Annotated in this window: 12 protein-coding genes; 3 read left to right on the plus strand and 9 right to left on the minus strand. The window is 40.3% G+C overall.

Annotation, left to right across the window (positions count from 1 at the left end):
• Positions 1-247: 247 nt before the first annotated feature.
• The 3 genes from BM390_RS03270 to recQ all read left to right on the plus strand — a co-directional run bounded on the left by BM390_RS03270 (position 248) and on the right by recQ (position 7,256).
• Complete coding sequence (locus tag BM390_RS03270; RefSeq protein WP_089852910.1) at positions 248-3,277, plus strand: efflux RND transporter permease subunit; 3,030 nt, start codon at positions 248-250, stop codon at positions 3,275-3,277.
• 226 nt (positions 3,278-3,503) lie between these two features.
• Positions 3,504-4,586, plus strand: coding sequence for an AI-2E family transporter (locus BM390_RS03275; RefSeq protein ID WP_062320640.1), 1,083 nt, complete (start codon positions 3,504-3,506; stop codon positions 4,584-4,586).
• A 591-nt stretch (positions 4,587-5,177) separates the two neighbouring features.
• A complete protein-coding gene (recQ, locus tag BM390_RS03280) occupies positions 5,178-7,256 on the plus strand; it encodes a DNA helicase RecQ (protein WP_089852911.1) in 2,079 nt (692 codons plus the stop codon).
• A gap of 62 nt (positions 7,257-7,318) precedes the next feature.
• Here recQ and BM390_RS03285 read toward each other — a convergent pair whose 3' ends face one another.
• The 9 genes from BM390_RS03285 to BM390_RS03325 form a co-directional block, all read right to left on the minus strand.
• Positions 7,319-8,722, minus strand: a complete 1,404-nt coding sequence (locus BM390_RS03285; RefSeq protein WP_089852912.1) for a glycosyltransferase family 2 protein — start codon at positions 8,720-8,722, stop codon at positions 7,319-7,321.
• Positions 8,723-8,725: 3 nt separating this feature from the next.
• Positions 8,726-9,787 (minus strand): HEAT repeat domain-containing protein, encoded by a 1,062-nt coding sequence (locus BM390_RS03290; RefSeq protein WP_062320633.1) that lies wholly within the window; start codon positions 9,785-9,787, stop codon positions 8,726-8,728.
• On the minus strand, positions 9,784-11,838 hold the full coding sequence (locus BM390_RS03295; protein ID WP_062320631.1) for a hypothetical protein: 2,055 nt from the start codon (positions 11,836-11,838) through the stop codon (positions 9,784-9,786). Before BM390_RS03295 ends, BM390_RS03290 begins: the two co-directional genes overlap by 4 nt.
• A 20-nt stretch (positions 11,839-11,858) precedes the next feature.
• Positions 11,859-13,298 (minus strand): CotH kinase family protein, encoded by a 1,440-nt coding sequence (locus tag BM390_RS03300; protein ID WP_062320629.1) that lies wholly within the window; start codon positions 13,296-13,298, stop codon positions 11,859-11,861.
• Between the two features lie 3 nt (positions 13,299-13,301).
• Positions 13,302-13,979 (minus strand): DUF4956 domain-containing protein, encoded by a 678-nt coding sequence (locus BM390_RS03305; RefSeq protein ID WP_062320627.1) that lies wholly within the window; start codon positions 13,977-13,979, stop codon positions 13,302-13,304.
• Positions 13,980-14,009: 30 nt separating this feature from the next.
• The gene (locus tag BM390_RS03310; RefSeq protein WP_082394436.1) at positions 14,010-14,735 is read right to left on the minus strand and encodes a polyphosphate polymerase domain-containing protein; all 726 of its coding nucleotides are present in this window, start codon (positions 14,733-14,735) and stop codon (positions 14,010-14,012) included.
• Positions 14,728-15,585 (minus strand): hypothetical protein, encoded by an 858-nt coding sequence (locus tag BM390_RS03315; RefSeq protein ID WP_089852913.1) that lies wholly within the window; start codon positions 15,583-15,585, stop codon positions 14,728-14,730. Before BM390_RS03315 ends, BM390_RS03310 begins: the two co-directional genes overlap by 8 nt.
• 311 nt (positions 15,586-15,896) lie before the next feature.
• Positions 15,897-17,141: an aminopeptidase gene (locus BM390_RS03320; protein WP_062320623.1), complete on the minus strand. Its 1,245-nt coding sequence runs from the start codon at positions 17,139-17,141 to the stop codon at positions 15,897-15,899.
• A gap of 74 nt (positions 17,142-17,215) precedes the next feature.
• Positions 17,216-19,096: an ABC-F family ATP-binding cassette domain-containing protein gene (locus BM390_RS03325; protein ID WP_089852914.1), complete on the minus strand. Its 1,881-nt coding sequence runs from the start codon at positions 19,094-19,096 to the stop codon at positions 17,216-17,218.
• Between the last annotated feature and the right edge of the window lie 12 nt (positions 19,097-19,108).

Here is a 19,108-nt window from a genome sequence, read left to right on the forward strand (position 1 = left end):
TAATTGAAACGATTCAACAAATATATTATATATTAAATTGTTAACGTTTTCAACATCTTTTTTTTATTTTTAAGTCTTATTACTTTCAAATTATGCTTATTAGTTATACAATACTTATACAAAGCGAATGTGATAACGATTCGTTACATAACTATTATCATGTTGCTTTCGTCTGCTGAGTATAAGCGCTGCAAGTATCGCGCCACAACATCAGTCATATACTAAACAACGAGAAAGGATGACTTTTATGCAAACATTACTGAAATATCGGAAGATCCTTTGGATCCTCATTCTCTTACTCGTGTCTGTCGGTATCTTTACCTACATTCAATTACCGAAGCGCGATATTCCAGAGATTAATCAACCGCTTGCTTCTATCCAAGTGATTTACCCAGGTGCTGCACCTGAATCAATGGAAAAAGCCATTACGACACCACTTGAGGAGGAGTTACTCACGATTGATGGCATTGACGAGATTCAATCAGCCTCACTGAACGGCTTCGTCAATCTGACCCTAGTCTTATTAGATGACGTTGATACGAATCAGCTGTATCAAAACATTAACCAAAGCGTCAGTGCAGTAAGAACGAGCTTTCCTGATGATGTGAGGGCTGTCAACATTAACACAGATTTGATTCAGTCAAATGTGGAAACCTTCCACATTGCGGCTGATAACTACGATACCTTACTGAATAATCGCGAAGCGATTCATCAGTTTGCGGATAACTTAACCGCAATCCCAGGGGTAAAATCCACAGACATCCGCGGATTACCTGGTGAAACATTGTCAGTTCAAATGGAACCAGACGCGTTAGCACGCTATCAATTACAACCAAATCAAGTCATTGAAACCATCTCGCGAACGATCGCACCTATACCACTTGGCACCGATCAAGGTGATGATACCATCCGAACATTGACTTTGTCTTCTTATCAAGATTTAGATGATTTTAAAGCCACTCTTATCACCAATACAAACGGAGAAAATGTGACACTTGAAGATGTTGCTTCGATTGAGGTGATAACCGATGCGCCGTCGAGTTTAATTCACGAAGACGGACAGTCTGTCGTATCAGTCACCGTCCAAGCTGATGATGGTATTAATATTCTTAATTTAGACACACCATTAAAAGAAGCGCAAGCTGAAGCTGATACATTATTCAGCGACGATGTCACCATCAGCTCTTACTTTAGTCAATCAACGATTATTGATGAGGTTTACTCAAGTTTACTAGAATCTCTCATCATTTCATTTATCGCTGTCCTTGTGATTATGGTCCTTGGGTTACCTATAACCTCTGCCATTTTAGTTGCTCTAGCGATTCCTTTATCGATTATTATCGGTCTTATTCCACTGCCTTATAGCGGGGTTGATTTAAACCAAATTTCGGTGATTGGGATGATTGTGGCGATTGGGATCTTAGTCGATGATGCGATTGTCGTCAATGATAATATTGAACGCCGCTTCTTACTTGGTGATTCACCACTTGAAGGCGTTATTAACGGTGTGAAAGAGGTACGCGTCTCAATTATCACCTCGACGTTACTCATCGTCTTTAGTTTTATCCCGTTAACGTTCTTATCAGGTAGTAACGGCGACTTTATTCGCGGCTTGCCACTGGCACTTGTGTTTACCGTACTAGCTTCTACACTGTTAGCACTCAGCTTTATGCCAGCCTTCCGCTACCAAGAACAAAAACTACGGACAAAGAAAAAACAGAGACGGTCCGGTTTACTGAACCCCGTCTTTCAAAAACTCAGCAATGTCTATGCGGATCACATCGTACCGTTTAGTTTAAGACGTCCACTCATTACGATTATCAGCGGTCTCGTTATTATGGTTGGTTTCTTAAGTCTTATTTTACTTGTCCCAATCGAGTTTTTCCCGGCGGCAGAGCGTGAGGAAGTCACAATAACGGCAACGCTCCCAGCGGGTACACCGATTGAAGAAACACAAGAGACCTTGATCGCGATCGAAGATTACTTTAAACAAACAGACGTTGTAAAAGAAACAGCGAGTTACGCCGGCGAAGGCTTACCAGGTATTTTCGGCGCGTCGATTCCAAATAGCGGTAGCAACACCGGACATGTCGTTGTCCGAATTGATCAAGATAAAACAAAAGTATTAGACTTTATTACTACGTATGAAGGAGATGTGAGAGACCAGTTCCCTGAGGTGACGATGCAACTTGAAACGATTGTTTCAGGTCCTCCTGCTTCTGCTGACGTGAGCTTAACATTAAAAGGTGAAGACTTATCCGAACTCCTTAACATATCAGAAGACATCAATGAAAAGTTAAAGGCATCAGATGACGTTTCTTTTGTCTCATCAAACTCACAGACAAAACCCTTTACTGAAGTCACGATTGATGAAGAGGCAATGTTCGCTTATGGTTTCACCGAAACACAGGTCACAGGTTTAATGCAATTGGCCTCCATTGGGGCACCACTTGGTACGTTTGACGATGGTAACACTCGACTTCCGATTAACTTGAGCTATAACGATAATGACCCGAACGGTCTAGCGTTAGACAACTTAGAACTGGCGAGTTTCTCTAGTGACAGTCCTATGCCAATGATTGTCTCACTCGATCAATTCGTTGAAAAAACAACGATCGAACAAGTGAATGCGATTAATCATTTAAACGGGGACCGATTCATTTCATTTGATATTTTCACGACCGAAGATGGCGATATTTCATCGATCATAGAAGACGTGAGAAGCGACTTACCTGCAGGCTTTAGTTTATCTGAATCAGGTGAACAAGATACTCAAACCGAATTCTTCTTAGAGGTCGGTAAGTTATTCTTAGTCGTTTTATTCTTAATCTATACGACACTGGCGATTCAGTTTAATTCACTCACCACACCGATTCTCATTAGTTTTACGATTCTCTTAGCCCTTAGTGGTGCGGTTGTGGGTCTATTTATCTCAGGTGAACCACTCAGTTTCTTAGGTGTCTTAGGGATTGTGGCATTAAGTGGGGTTATCGTGCGTAATGCGATTCTCTTAATTGAGTTTATTGAACAAAACCGCGACAACTATAACTCACTGACCGATGCCTTTATTGAAGCCGGTCGCTTACGTTTAAAACCAATCTTACTCACGACGCTCACATCAATGGCAGCATTAATCCCCATCATTATTACGGGAGATGTTCTATTTAAACCATTAGCTGTAGCGATTGTGTACGGTATTTTCTTTGCGACACTATTAACCCTTTTCTTAATTCCACCGCTTTACTTAGCGTTATTGAAATTAAGAAAAGAAGCGTAAAACAATCCATGATCTAACCATTGAACTACCCCCACCTAACATTCTCACGAATGTTTGAGGAAGGTGTCTTCTCACCCTAAAACGATCAAATTTATTCCAAACGAACAGCCTCTCGCTTATGCGTAGAGGCTGTTCGTTTTATTAAGGATATCTTTACCACGTGGCACATCTCCTATGGTATGATAAGGACACATACATATTGTTTAAACAAATGGAGGAATCTTTCATGACTACACAAAAACCGTTTCGCATTTTAGTCTATCTCATCTTAATCTTTTCCCTTGTGTACTTAGTACACTTAACTGACTTTATTTTTGTTCCTATTGGTCTATTACTCGCCTCTATCGCCGTACCGATTGTCGGAGCTGGCTTATTCTTCTATATTACGAACCCGCTCGTTGATTTGTTAGAACGCTATAAAGTAAAGCGTATATTTGGCGTGTTGATCGTTTTTGCTGCGATTGGACTCGTCATCTATCTCATTAGTCTGTTTCTCATTCCACCACTCCAAGAACAAACCGCGCGACTCGTTGAGAATGTTCCAGCGATTGCGAAGTGGGTTGAAGATTTATGGGAGCTTTGGCAAAACCGTCAAGAATACTTACCCGTTGCCTTTGAAGACTCGATTCAAAATGTGATCGATAACTTAGATACGTATGCTGAACAAGTGCTAACCAACCTCTTTAGTATGATCAGTTCTGTGTTTAGCTTTTTATTCTCATTTATTATGATTCCATTCTTCCTCTTCTTTATGTTGAAAGACGGTAAGAAATTGACACCCTTTATCACGCAGTTCTTTAGTGAACAGAAAGCTAAAAGTATTGAGACGCTATTAAAAAACATTAACCAAACGTTAACATCATTTATCCAAGGACAAGTACTTGTCAGTATTTTTGTTGCGGTTATTCTTCTCATTGGTTACAGCATTGTCGGCTTAAATTATGCGCTTGTTTTAGCAATCTTTGGCTTATTTATGAATTTGATTCCGTTTATTGGCCCGTGGATTTCCGCTATTCCTGCCGTCATCATTGGGTTCTTCCAAGACCCGATGATTGGTGTGTGGACCGGCGTGATTATGCTTGTCGCACAACAAATCGAAGGTAATTTAATTTCCCCTAATATCATGGGAAAAGCATTAAATCTCCATCCTTTAACGGTCATTACGGTTATTTTAGCGGCGGGTGCGATGTTTGGCTTTATCGGTTTACTGTTTGCCGTCCCAAGTTATGCGGTCGCCAAAACGATTCTCACGCATTTGTACCGCGTTTATACGAACTCACGGCCAGTGGGACAGAAGAATATATTTTAAATCGTTAAAATTGATTAATCGATTAATCAATGTCATTTTTAAAGAGACGCTATCCGACGGCTCAATGAAACACCATTTTTAAAGACAGGCAGACATTCTCTGAATCTGTAGCGGTAAGTCATATGAATACGTGTCGATATTTAACGGGATACCCCAAGTCTTTAATAGTCTTGAACGCATCGAAAAAGAAAGTTGTAACACTTCAAATGAATAGACCAGACGGAAAATAGCACCTAATGATTTTTGGTATCTTTGCTTAAAATATTATTTATCAAGCCGTATAATCTGTTGTAGCAATTTTTAAATCAGCACAAAATACTCACGACACGTGCACTAATAGTGTACTTAGACAAAAGTTAAAGCTCAACATGGTAAAAAATCAAGAAAAGACGAGCGGCTAAATATATATTTAATTAAATGACACGGCTTTTCGTGTCATTTTTTGTTTCTCTATTCCTTTTTTTCTGTTTGATTTGTTCTGTGTATGTTTTTTCTATTATGTCATTTTGAGCACTTACGAAGAAGCTCTCTCAAACAAGCAAAATTATGTTAGTATAGACTTCTTAGAACTTTAAAAAGGAACGGTGAACGATGGCAACTTTTACAGAAAGTTTAGATATATTAAAACGTTACTTCGGTTACGATCAATTCAGACCAGGACAAGCGGAACTCATTAAGCGTAGTCTACAAAAAGAAAATAGTCTTGGCATTATGCCAACCGGTGGGGGAAAGTCACTGTGTTATCAGATTCCTGGCATGCTTGATACGGGGACTGCCCTGATTATTTCTCCACTCATTTCACTTATGAAAGACCAAGTCGATAGCCTTGAAACGATTGGGGTTAAAGCAACCTATATCAACAGTACCCTCACGAAAGATGACTACATTGAGCGGATGAATAATATGCGCCGCGGGGTCTATGACTTTATTTATATTGCCCCTGAACGATTTGATCATGACGGCTTTTTTAGTGCGGCCAGTCAGTTAAACATTAGTTTCATTGCCTTTGATGAAGCGCACTGTATTTCGCAGTGGGGACATGATTTTAGACCGAGTTATCGGTCAATTGTTGAACGCATCAAACAACTGCCGAAGGTACCGTATGTGATGGCCCTCACCGCCACCGCTACACCTGAAGTCATTCGCGATATTCAATTGTTGTTACATATTACAGATGAGAATACGATTAATACTGGGTTTAAACGCGATAACTTACATTTCCACTTGTTAAAGGGGCAAGACAAGCAAACCTTTATTAAAGATTATGTCACTAATCACGCTAATGACTCTGGGATTATTTACTGTCCAACGCGTAAGACGGTTGAACTTGTGCACGGCATGCTCTTAAAAAAAGGCGTGAAAGTCGCGTATTATCATGCGGGCCTTAGTGAAACAAAGCGGGTAAAAGAACAAAATAAATTTATTGCCGATGAAGCGATGGTCATGGTGGCGACCAATGCCTTTGGAATGGGAATCGATAAATCGAACGTGAGGTTCGTCATTCATCATTCGATGCCGATGAACATCGAATCGTATTACCAAGAAGCCGGACGCGCGGGTCGAGACGGGGAACCGAGTGATTGTGTTCTGTTGTTTTCACCACAAGATATTCAGTTGCAGAAATTCTTAATTGAACAGTCGAACTTAGATGATGATAAAAAACAACAAGAGTACAAAAAACTCCAAAGTATGACAAGTTATTGTTATACCGATCAATGTCTTGTCCGTTATATGTTACAGTACTTTAAAGACACACACGCCTATGATGACTGCGAGATGTGTACCAATTGCACATCAGGCACCGAAAAAATCGACCGTACCGTCGATGCTCAAAAAGTGCTGTCTTGTGTGATGCGGATGAATCAACGGTTTGGTGCGACCCTTACCGCCAAGGTGTTAAAAGGTTCCAAAGACCAAAAGATAAAACAATTTAATTTTGAGACATTATCCACCTATAGCTTGATGAAACATCTAACCGAAAAACAGATCACGCAGTTTATTCACTTACTCGTCGCTGAAGGCTACCTCGAAACGGGAGATCAGCGCTTTCCAGTCCTGTCTTTAACGCAAAAAGGCGTGGATGTATTAAAAAACAAAGAAAAAGTATGGCTGCGTGAAGCGGTGATGAAAGAAGCTGAGGTTAAGGACTATAATGCTTCTCTATTTGAAACATTCCGTAACATTAGAAAAGCGATCAGTGAAGAAGAAAATGTCCCACCTTACGTCATTTTCTCTGATGCAACTTTACGTGATATGGCCAGACACTTACCCGAGACGAAACAAGCAATGCTACAAATTAAAGGGGTCGGTGAACGGAAATTTGACCAATACGGTGACCTTTTCTTAGCGGCGATTATGAAAGACACGAGCGATTTAAAAAGTCATGAACTGACGTTACACTACTATAAACAAGACATCGTCCCAGAGAAAATTGCGAAGATGCGGAACATTAAACTTGAAACGGTTTACGACCATCTTCTGACAGCTTATGAAGACGGTGAAGCAATTGATTTTAATGGCCTATTAGACGAAGAAGTAGAAGCGCATATTTTGGAAGCCTATGAAGAAGTAGGTGAAGCCAGGCTTAAGGCGATTAAAGATATGGTGTATGACGAGGTAGAGTACTGGATGATTAAACTCACACTCGCAAAAGTTGGTGTATTGGATTAAAATAACAAACCACCGGATGTCAACAGTCATCACTTTGACATCCGGTGGTTTTCTTTTTTAGCTTATACATTTGTTTGCTTTACGCGCTTAATCGAACCCCAACTCTTACCTTTTTTATTATAGCCGATGAACGATGTCACCCGAACAAATGATAGTAAATAACGATAAAAAGCATTCTCAAAAGTAACCATCACAAGAGCTTTTATAATATCAAGCACATGTAATTTCACCCCTTGAGTAAAGACACGTTGAAAGAAAGCCGTTAATGATAAAATGATCCCAAAACCTGTATAAATCAAGAACAATTCAAGCATATACGGCACATTAAGTAGACCGAAAAAGTAGGCAATAGCAATCGTAACAATACCGAATACTTCTATAAAAGGCGCTAATAACTCAAACACCCAGTGATACATATAAGACACAAAGCCCACCGGCTTTTTGATAAACCGGGTAAACATTTCTGGGTAGGAGATGAGCGACTGGAATAAGCCTAAATACCAGCGGCGTCTTTGTCTCATAATATCTTTTACCGACCCAGGTGCCTGAGACCAACAAATAGCTTCAGGGTGATACTTCACTTTATATGGCCGATTATTATTCAACATAAACGTATGCAGTCGCATCACAAGCTCCATATCTTCCCCAATCGTATCGGTCCGGTAACCCCCTGTTGATAAGACAACATCTTTTCTAAATAAGCCGAAGGCCCCTGAGATAATTAAATTACCACTAAATTGATCGAGTAAGATCCGGGAGGCTAAGAAAGAACGGTCATATTCGACAACTTGCATGCCGATGATCGGTTGCCAAGGCATATGATAATCCAACACTTCCCCATCGGTCATCTTCACACATTGGGCAATTCTAACCATCCCACCTACCGCAATGACACTTTCATCAGCAAGAACGGGCTGAATAATCTTTTCAAGCGCATTCTTTTGAAGCAATGAATCGGCATCAAGGGTCACGAAATATGGGTAGCGACTAGCATTAATGCCAACATTTAAAGCGTCGCCTTTTCCACCGTTTTCTTTACGAATCAACATAATTTTTATGCCATTAATTTTTGCTTCATACACCGCATCAATCGCTTTTGTTCGTAATTTCCGCTGAATCGGTCGATCGGTCTGGTGGAATCGAAACGCCCGCAAGAGTTCATCGGTCGTTTCGTCCGCCGATCCATCATCCACAATAATGATCTCATACAGTTTATAGTCTAAATTGAGTAAACTCTTCACACTATCAACAATGGTAATTTCTTCGTTATACGCTGGCATAATCACCGAAACGGGTAAATAATAATCATGTTTTAATTCATTATTAAGCCGCATCATACGGTCTTTATCATAGAGACGAATGGCGCCAAACAAGACCGAGAGAAATAAATACGTTGTATACAACACCATATAGCCGATAAAGAATATCGCCACGCCGTTCATGAATTGTTGAACGATGAGATTCATACGTTACCCTCCTTCCGTTTCAAGATAATACCTGAGCATCGCACGAGCATATCGGTCATGTCCTGTCAATATATCCATTAAGTCATCAATCGTGACGTCTGTCTTAAGCAGTGACCGACTAGCGTTACGTCTGACAAACCAATTGGGATCTGACACTGCCGTTTTCAACGCTTGAATCACATCATCGCAACCATACTCAGCTAACACATCCGCTGCGACAATACGCTTTTCATCTTGCGGTGCTTTTATCGCCGCTAAGAGATGCGCTTTCACCTGTTCTGTGGGATACTTTTTAAAATAACGGTACAATTTCAATTCAACTTCTAACGGGACTTTCTTCTCTTTAAGCCAGTCGGCAAATTTTTGTTGATAGTCACTTGTTTCATAGGTGATAAAACCAATCACCCCTAATAGAATAGATTCACTAAAGCTGTGACGTTTATTAAACAGTTGTTCCATCAATAGCTGTTTGTCATAAGGATAGCGCATTAAGCCATCTTGAATCAGCTTTTGATGGTGGTCGATATGCTGGCGGGACAATGTTTCATACGCTTTCGTAATCCACTCTGGATTGTTTTGTTGATACAAAGCTTTTAAGACATTTTCTCTTAAATAGACGTTTGGTTCATCTAAATAATGAAACAGGGTGCGGTAGATGACCTCATCTTGCCATACCCCGCCGGCATGACTCGCCACAAAATAACTAAAGTAAGCTTTCTCCATATCATCACGCTTCTCATAATAGGTGGCCAGCTGCTTGATGACTGGTTCAACTGCGCGCTTATAGTCTGTAACTTCTTCATGGTCTTGAAAACTAAATAACGCATCATGATACGCCGTTAAATGGTTCACATGTTTCAACTTATCAATCAAATACGTTCGGTGCTTCTCGGCTAGGGGGCGATGTTCGTGAATGATGTTTAATTGTTTTTCAATTATTTGCTTAAACAACACGACGCGTTTTTTAAAGGTACGCCGGCGATAATATTGATACATAATATAACCCACGGTAAACAGCATAATTAATAAACAAATAAAGAAATAAATATAGGTGACAACAATCATTCATCTTCACCTCCCCAGTAGCTTTTTACTCGTTCGTAACTCGGCTTGACGACCTCTTCAACAGCAACATCACCCGATAAAGGATCCAGCGGTACCCAAACAGAATCGGTTGTAACACCGTTACTTGTCATCATACTTAAATGAAAACCATCAATAGGCACCGGTTCAACACCATAGTGCGTGTAATAATCATCGTGTACGGTTGGTTTAAGTGGATCGTACATATTTAAGAGACCGTATGGAATTCTTAGTTCAACTTGATCTTCCCCTAAATAAATATCTGTCTCGGCACCTTCCCCATTTAAGACGAGTGGATACACATCCTTAAAGGTGTACGGATACGTATACGATGTCGCATTTTCTTCAGTGATTTTCGGATTTCTTTCCGCGACTTTAAACCGTTCAAATCCTAGAGGTGCTTTCGGTAGCTCGACGTAAGGGTTGACACCATTCACTCTTTCTAAAAACTGTTGCCGTGATGCTTGATAATTTTCAATAACGCGCATCACCCCTCCTTGTCCTGGGAGAATACCTAAGAAAAATTCAATCGGCTCAGTTAATGTTGCGTCTATTTGGTTAATGCTTGTTGTTCCTAGTCCCGGATGTAAATCAAAACCAAAGTAGAGCGGGGCATTTAACTGAATGGCGTCAGAGTTAACTAGGATATAAAGATAGCCATGGTCTCTGGTTACTTTTATCGTGTTATTATTTGTCTCGCTTACCATCTCTACATCTTCCCAATCTATTTCGTCACCATCCATCGTCATTAAGACGTCTTCACGGTAAGGGCGGTAGCCAATGAGACCGTAATGTTGATTGGGCGTTAAGACATCTGAGAACTCATGAATGCTTTGAAGGTCATACATAAAGGCCGTTGTTAGATTTCTTCGGTCCCACACATCTTGGAAGGATCGAATAATCGTACCATTAAATCCACTCTCTTGAAACATGGTTAGTCCCTCGATTAATTGATCACCTTGATTATAGTCTTGGTTAATATACGTCTCACTCGGGTAACCAAAGCTACTCATAATAACCGGCATATCATGGGCATCATTTAACTCACGTAAATAATCATGGATGGTCACTCTACTTGAATCTGTTTCAATAAACTGTAGCGCTTCTTCTGGCCATTCTTCATAGCTATAGCTTGCGAATAAGCCTGAAAGATGTTCATCTGTAGATAAAAGATGATCCATCGTAAAGTGATTAATTTTACCGATTTGTTGTTTAATATGTGACGGGTATTCAAATGGATCCATTACAAAGGTGCTGTTTACAGCAATGGGTCGCTGCGTTCGATACTTATTTGATTCATAACGCAACATGTCATCAACGAGTGCAGCCATGAGCTTTTCAAAAGATGTTGCTTCAGGCACCGTTTGGATATAATCACCATTAAAACGGGTGTCATCTTCGTTTAAAGTATGATCTAAATAACTAATCATATCTTGATTCCACTCATCACCAATCAAGTAACCAATCACATAAGGTGACACATCAAAACGATAGAAACCACTTCCTCTTTGATCATTGGTGAATATAAGATTTCTCCCGTGAATGATATCAATCACATCTCGCGCATCTTCCTTCAATAAGGAATAAAACCGCATCCTTTCACTGTTTTCATCTCCATTTACTTCATCGTAAGAGACACGGATTCCTTGAATTAAATAAAGCGGATTATCACGGGCTTCGTTGTAATCGTATAGCGCATTATAGAAGGTCGCATTCATCACGGTCGATACACGAATCGTATTCGCACCCATATCGTTAATCATGTCAAACCAATCTTGCCACTTCTCTTCTTCAATAGGAAAATCTGTCCCACGATGCGGTCCATAGCTACTATCTAACTCCACTCCTTTTATTTCAAAGGCCTTATCCCCCTCTTTATCTCGCGCAAAGAATTGTTGATCTGCCGTATAAAAAGGGGTGGTGATCTCACCTTCTGATAGAAAGGCGACGTAGATGCCTTCAACGAAGTATAAGTAAAGACCAATAAAGATCAGCACGGACACACCGATCGCTATCATTAAAAATCGCTTCATTTATAGTCCCCCTTTCTTCGTTATTTGATAGAATGAAAGTTATGTCTGGATGGGTGACTGTATTGATTTAACACATGGATATGTTCATCCAGCCACTTACTACGGGCAAATAAATAATCTTCCATCTGAGAAAGTGCCGATTCATATGATGTTGGATTACGCTCAATCGGCTGTAAAAAGTCATCCGTATTATACTGACTTAAATCAAAATATAATCCCCAGCGGGCATTATTACGTGTGACAGCTTCTCCAAGATAGTCAACACTATCATCAATCAAACGCTTTAATCGGTCATCACTCAGTTTAGACGCTCTTAACACATGGTAACGATCAATCAACCCTTCCACAAAGCGTTCCTCAATCAACAGTTGCTCAAAAAGAGGCGCTTCGACTAAAGAAAAACCTGTTTCATCAAAGGTGACTTCTTGGTAGTTATTTAAGCTGTTATTGAAATCCCATACAACAGGTGTCAACTTCCCTCGTAAATTCCGGTAAAAATAGGTGGAATAGTAACCAGCATCAACATTACGAAAGAGTTCATTGATAATAAAGTAATCGTAAAAAGCCGTATCATCCACCCAGTTTTTGTAGTCATTTTTTTCTGTTGCATATGGAATTTGATACAACTGCTTTGTCAGTTTTGAATAATCTTCATTAACGAATTTGAAGCGTTCTTCTGAATATTGTTGATCGGTTGGATACGTGAGTTCTGTCGCCGACGGGTAAACACGGTAAGTGTCGACTAAAAAATCATTGAGTGGAAATTCTAACTTTTCTGCACGATCAATCTCTACAATATAACTGGTCATCGGACTATTTGGTTCAGGTGTTGGGATATCAACGCGCCCTTCACCTTTTGATACCGTTTCCATCATAAGATAAACCCCTTCATAAGACCCGTCAATAAATAACTCAATAAATCTGACGTCTGGGGCATAGGGCATCAGTTCTCCAGATAGATTCATGGCGAGATAGTTTCTCAGCAGCGTTCGGTCAAGCGCTGGTCCATGTAGTGCCCAGTTATTATCCGCCTCCATTCCAAACACTTGAAGTGCCCGTTCGTTGCTGTTATCATCGACAAATGACAGCGCATAAGATTTCTTTTCAAACAGTCGCGAAGAGTTCCCGCGCACACGAAGCAGGGCTTGTGACGTTGTTGGTTTTTCATCGAATAAGGTGACATCGACTGTAATCTCTGATAAACCATCTTCTGATAACTGAATATGTCGTGCAGGTGTAAGAATGACAGCGCCCGGGATACGCTGATTATTTGTTGTGACCGATACGACCGGTAAATGCGTTGTAAACTGGGTGTTATCTAACGGTACACGACGTTCTTCTTTTGGTTGTTCATGTTGATACACCCGGTTGTAATACTGTTCCGATTGAATGAATGAAACACCTATAGCTAAACTAATGATCATCACCGGTACGAGTAAATAGATGATACGCGCTTTCATGAGTTATCCACTAATTTCATCCGACTGCGCCACAACATTAACATATTCAATCCCCCCTAATTTATAAAGGAGCTCTGTAATGGTTTTGTCTTTTTTACTTTCTAATTTATATTCTTTTTGAGACAATTCATAAATCCATTCAATCGATTTTTCGGTAGTATTTTTCACTCGAAGCACCGCTTTTTTATTAAATTGCTTAAAGATCGTTCCTTCCACTTGCATTTCAGCTTGTCGCTCCGCTTTTACAATAATCAACATCCGATTGTTGTTTTTCACTCGTCCGAGCAAGAGCAACACGATAAAGACAACAGCGGAACCAATCGTTGCGACTAAATAGTCACCCGATCCACACCCAATCCCAACAATAATTGCCCAAAAGATATACGTGGTATCCCGTGAATCTTTAATCGCCGTTCTAAAACGTACGATCGAGAGTGCCCCCACCATACCGAGAGATAAAGCAATGTTATTACCGATGACGGTCATAACCGTTGCTGTTAAAATCGTCAAAGTAATTAAGGACACATTAAACTTTCGACTATAGGCGGTCCCAACATGGGTATACCAATACGAAATATAAATCGCAATAGCCAAAGCTGTCGCCATTAAAATATTAATTAAAATATCATTTAAACTTAAATTAGGGGACTGCTCCGCTAATTGATAAAGAAAGTCACGCATCGTTTGTCCACTCCTTTTTTATGTTACGTCTTATTTTTCTAACTGATAATCTTTACTTATTTTACGACTCATACTGTATTTACTGACCGATAATTGAGCTGATTCCAGTGGAATGAGTAAGTCTTTAATATATTGGAGTAAAAAGCCATTGTACTTCACTTCTAATACAACATAGCTGTCATCGATTAATGGTGTTTCAATTAACGTTTCATCAAACAGACTAAAATCGCTTTCTGACCCACGGATTTTTTGATCAAAGGTGACACGAATTTGATTTTCTTTCGCGATAAACGCATCCCGTTCATAAGTCACAACCGATTTTGGACGGTACACATGCGTCATCATCATTTGGTAACAATCGAGTAAGAACGGGTGTTGTTTCTCAAGCAGCAGGCTATAGTTACCCGCAATCAGTTGTTCTCCCTCTTCCTTCGTCAATTTATACGACGTTTTTTGTTGATAAGGGCCTTCTTTTTTCTTTAATTCAAGTAAACAGTAATTCGGATCATGCATATACGTCCGTAATCTTAACTTGCGTCGTAATTCAACCCCGTCTTCCTTCTCATGATAATCTCGGTCATCAATCGAATCAAAGTATAAGGAACGAATCGTATAACCCTCGCCTTTTTTACCTTCATAAGGATTGTTTAAACTGTGTTTATCACGCGTCATAATCTTAGCGATATTGTGTCTTAAAAGGTAGTACTGCTTAAGATTAAGCAAATATTTCTTCTCTTCACGGTACACATTATTCATATCCAACCACCTCCTTCAGTGCCGTCAAATCATGAAAGGCACCGTAAATGTCTTGATTCGAAAAATTTTCTATGATGGTATCTAAGTTATTGTGAGCCGCCGTTAATCCTTCTTCGTAGTAAGTATTGCGTTCTGTCAGTCCATACTCACCTGGTGGTTTGAATTCGTAAATGGTTGTGATTGGTAGCCCAATAGATTCCGCAAGTGCTGCTTCATATATCATATGTTCAATTTCATCATCTCGATAATAATTCATTATCGCTAATTCTGTCGCTGCTTCTGTTATTAAGAATTCTAATACTTGCTTATAGCCTCTTGTATCATAAAAGTAGGGCACGACCGTAATCATCTCCAAATCATGTGCGGTTAAATACGTATAAAGCGCACGCATATTGGCCATAAAGCTCAGCTGGAGCGTTTCATCGTCCCAGTCAAAGTCATCGAGTAAATATGGTTCAACATCGACGACCAGCCCTTTCAATTGCTGATCAACTTGTAATTGCTTGTTAATCGTGATGATACGCCGAGCTTCTTCAATTAAACTAGCCGCTCCACCTTCACGTGCCCACTCGGGTGTACCAATCAACTGGTAGACAGCCATTTCACTGCCCATGTCTTCAAGAAACAACTGGATGTCTGTGACCGACAAATCGCTAGAAAACGATTGAAACAGTCGTTTGATCTCATACTGATGAAGGAAATCCGCTGTATCCTCCCCCTTATCGATTACCGTTTCTTTATCCCACGAAAAAATAGCGATGTTCGGCTCTTGTTGATCATTTGTGACATATAACCAGACACCTATGATGAATACGACAATGACGATCAGTTTAATTAGATCATCCCTCAATCACTCACCTCCCTTAACTCAGCTGACACGCAGTGTGACACGATAGGGCTACTCTTAAAAAAAACCGCCCTAAACAGCTAGGACGGTTGCGCCACCTGCTCGTTATCTACCAGGCACCCATTTAAAGTAGATAAGTCTTCACACCTTAAGTAAAACCTTTAGTTCATTAAAAAAATAATCATTTATTTATACCCGCTTTTTCACATAGTGAACCCTTTTAAAGACAAAAAACGAGAAATTTCTTTATTATTTAAAAAACCACCACCCATTCACATGTTTGGGTGGTGGTTAACATAACGCATGAGACGTTCTTAGTTATTCATTCCAGGCAGTGCCCATTCTCCTTTACGGAAGACGGCTTCTGTTTCACCATTTTCTAATACACCATCAATATCTAACTCAGCTGAGCCAATCATAAAGTCAACATGCGTCAAGCTATCATTCACACCGTGTGCGTCAAGTTCTTCATCTGACATTTTCGCCCCACCTTCCATATTGGTTGGATAAGCTTTACCTAAGGCGATGTGACAAGACGCATTTTCATCATACAGTGTGTTATAGAAAATCAGACCTGATTGTGAAATAGGTGAATGATGCGGTACGAGCGCAATCTCACCAAGACGCTTCGCGCCTTCATCGGTATCAAGTAAATGTTTTAATGTGTCATAACCCGTTTCTGCTTCAAAGTCTGTGACTTTGCCGTCTTTGAACGTAAGTTTAAAGTGATCAATCATGTTGCCACCGTAAATCAGTGGCTTCGTGCTTGTGACAACCCCGTCAACGTGGTATTTATCCGGCATCGTAAACACTTCTTCTGTCGGCATATTCGGGTTAAAGTGACGGCCTTCTTCTGTATACGCCCCGCCACCTTTCCAAATGTGGCCTTTCGGTAAGCCGAACGTAATATCCGTACCTGGTGCCGTAAATTTAAGTGACGTATATTTTTTATCATTTAAAATTTTATGGGCCGCTTTAAGTGTTGCATTGTGCTCATCCCATGCTTTAATTGGGTCTTCTGTATTCACACGGACAATGTTAAAGATTTGTTCCCACAGTAATTCTTTTGCTGTTTCAGCATCTTTACCTGGGAAGATCTTCATTGCCCAGTCATTGGTTGGAATCGAGATGATTGACCAAGCAATTTTATCATTCATCGTATATTTGCGGAATGCTTTCATCGCCTCAGCACTCGCTTTTGTCGCTTTAGCCACGCGACTAGGGTCAACATCTTTTAATAGATCTGGGTTTGTTGAACGGACCGATAATAAAGCCACATCATCTTCTGCATAGTATAAGTATTTATCAACGAGCCACTGAGGAACCGTTGTTAAAGCTTCTTCTGCCGCATGTAAGTAACGTTGTAACGTGATCTCATCATCTTGCCAGTTAATCACGACATCTTTCGCTCCAAGCTCATAAGCTTTCTTCACAAGTGTTCGGGTAAAATCAACGCCTTCAATTGATGAGTTAATCATTAATACTTGATTCTCTTTTAAGTTGACACCTGTTTTTAGCGCGAGTTCCGCGTATTTTTCTAACATTTGTTGTTCTGCCATTTGTTTTCCCTCCAAATATAATCTAGGTTACTCCACGTCTATTATACACAAACACTTTCCATTGTTGAAATAATCTATTTTTCTAATGACTCAACCAGTAATGATAATTCTTCCCAGCGTTCCATCTTTTCTTCTAAAGCCATTTCAAGCGCAAGTTGTTCATCATAAGCGAGCCTGACCTTTTCACTATCACTCCCTGCATCAATAACGGCTTGTTTTTTTTCTTCAATTTTATCTTCAAGCGCACCAATCTCATCTTCAATCGTTTGCCATTCTTTTTGTTCATTATACGACAATTTCTTTTTCTTCTTCACGGGGGCTGATGGTTCTTTATTCATGACTTTTTGTTCTTTTTTATCTTCTTTGCGCTCGGCCAAGTAGTCACTATAATCCCCGTAAAAGGTGTCGATGATACCATCATCAGTAAAAACAAATAATTGATCAGCCGTGCGGTCTAAAAAGTAACGGTCGTGAGACACACTGATGACAACGCCTGGAAACTCATCTAAATAGTTTTCTAAGATAGCCAGAGTCTCGGTATCTAAATCATTGGTCGGCTCATCGAGTAGTAACACATTCGGTTCCTGCATTAAGACATGTAGGAGATAAAGTCTACGCTTTTCGCCACCTGAAAGCCGGCGGATAAACGTCTGTTGGTCACCTCGACTAAAGAGGAAGCGTTCGAGCATTTGTTCAGCGGTAATGACTTGGTCATCTTTCGTATGAATGACGTCAGCCGTCTTTCTGATATAGTCAATAATTTTTAAATCTTCATCCATCTCCGAGTGGTCTTGCGTGTAGTAGCCAATCTTGACTGTTTCACCCACACGAATCTCACCCGCATCAGGCAGCATTCGCCCCGCCAACATATTGAGTAAGGTTGATTTACCACTCCCGTTTTTACCGACGATACCAATCCGGTCATCTGGCTTAATTAAGAAGCTAAATGGTTGAAACAATGCTTCTCCCTCAAAGCTTTTGGTTACGTCCGTTAACTCAAAGACTTCATCGCCGAGACGCGTCCCCCGCAAGTTCAACTCTACTTCTCGTTGTTTCTGTTCAAAGGTCTGTTTTTTCATCTCTAAAACACGGTCAATGCGCGCTTTTTGTTTCGTCGTCCGTGCTTTAACTCCCGCTTTTAACCAAGCGATTTCTTTCTTTAAGATGTTTTGGTGCTTTTGTTTACTTTGTTCAGCCAGTTCTAAACGCTCAGCTTTTTTCTCTAAATACGTTTCATAGTTACCAACATAACGGTACATCTGCCCTTTATCTAGTTCATAGATGCGATTCGTCACCCGGTTTAAGAAATAACGGTCGTGAGTGACGATAATGAGCGCACCTTTATAGCTCGGTAAATATTGTTCTAACCACTCAATCGAATCATGATCGAGATGGTTGGTCGGCTCATCTAATATGAGTAGATCTGCCGGTTGAATGAGTGCCTTTGCCAGAGCGACCCGCTTTTTCTGACCACCAGAAAGGGCATGAATCGTTTGATGATAGTCATGAATACCGAGCTTTGATAGAATGGTTTTCGCCTGTGTTTCGTGATCCCAGGCATTTTCTCTATCCATTCGTTCTTGTGCTCGTTGAAACACTTTTAGTTTTTGTTCACTTAACGGATCTTGTTCTAAACTGCTCCGTGCTTGTTCATATTGATGCAGCGTTTTGATCAGTGGCAAATCCCCCATGTAGATTTCATCTAAGACCGTCAGGTCTTCTTTTAGTTCCGCTTCTTGAGCTAAGTAACTCACGGTGAAATCTTTCGGATGTTTTAACTCCCCGAAGTCTGCGTCTTCTTTTTTACTCATGATTTTTAAGAAGGTCGACTTGCCTGTTCCGTTAACACCGACGAGGCCAATCCGTTCTCCGGTTTCGATTGAAAAGCTCACCCCATCGAGTAAGACTTTTTCACCGAACGCTTTATGTAATTGATGTGCTGATAGAATCTCCATAATAGTCTCCTT

It is taken from the genome of Halolactibacillus miurensis (genome assembly GCF_900116255.1).
GTDB lineage: Bacteria > Bacillota > Bacilli > Bacillales > Amphibacillaceae > Halolactibacillus > Halolactibacillus miurensis.

Coding starts and splice junctions, on each gene's coding strand:
- BM390_RS03270 (WP_089852910.1), top strand. CDS start 248: ATGCAAACATTACTGAAATATCGGAAGATCCTTTGGATCCTCATTCTC.
- BM390_RS03275 (WP_062320640.1), top strand. CDS start 3,504: ATGACTACACAAAAACCGTTTCGCATTTTAGTCTATCTCATCTTAATC.
- recQ (WP_089852911.1), top strand. CDS start 5,178: ATGGCAACTTTTACAGAAAGTTTAGATATATTAAAACGTTACTTCGGT.
- BM390_RS03285 (WP_089852912.1), bottom strand. CDS start 8,722: ATGAATCTCATCGTTCAACAATTCATGAACGGCGTGGCGATATTCTTT.
- BM390_RS03290 (WP_062320633.1), bottom strand. CDS start 9,787: ATGATTGTTGTCACCTATATTTATTTCTTTATTTGTTTATTAATTATG.
- BM390_RS03295 (WP_062320631.1), bottom strand. CDS start 11,838: ATGAAGCGATTTTTAATGATAGCGATCGGTGTGTCCGTGCTGATCTTT.
- BM390_RS03300 (WP_062320629.1), bottom strand. CDS start 13,298: ATGAAAGCGCGTATCATCTATTTACTCGTACCGGTGATGATCATTAGT.
- BM390_RS03305 (WP_062320627.1), bottom strand. CDS start 13,979: ATGCGTGACTTTCTTTATCAATTAGCGGAGCAGTCCCCTAATTTAAGT.
- BM390_RS03310 (WP_082394436.1), bottom strand. CDS start 14,735: ATGAATAATGTGTACCGTGAAGAGAAGAAATATTTGCTTAATCTTAAG.
- BM390_RS03320 (WP_062320623.1), bottom strand. CDS start 17,141: ATGGCAGAACAACAAATGTTAGAAAAATACGCGGAACTCGCGCTAAAA.
- BM390_RS03325 (WP_089852914.1), bottom strand. CDS start 19,096: ATGGAGATTCTATCAGCACATCAATTACATAAAGCGTTCGGTGAAAAA.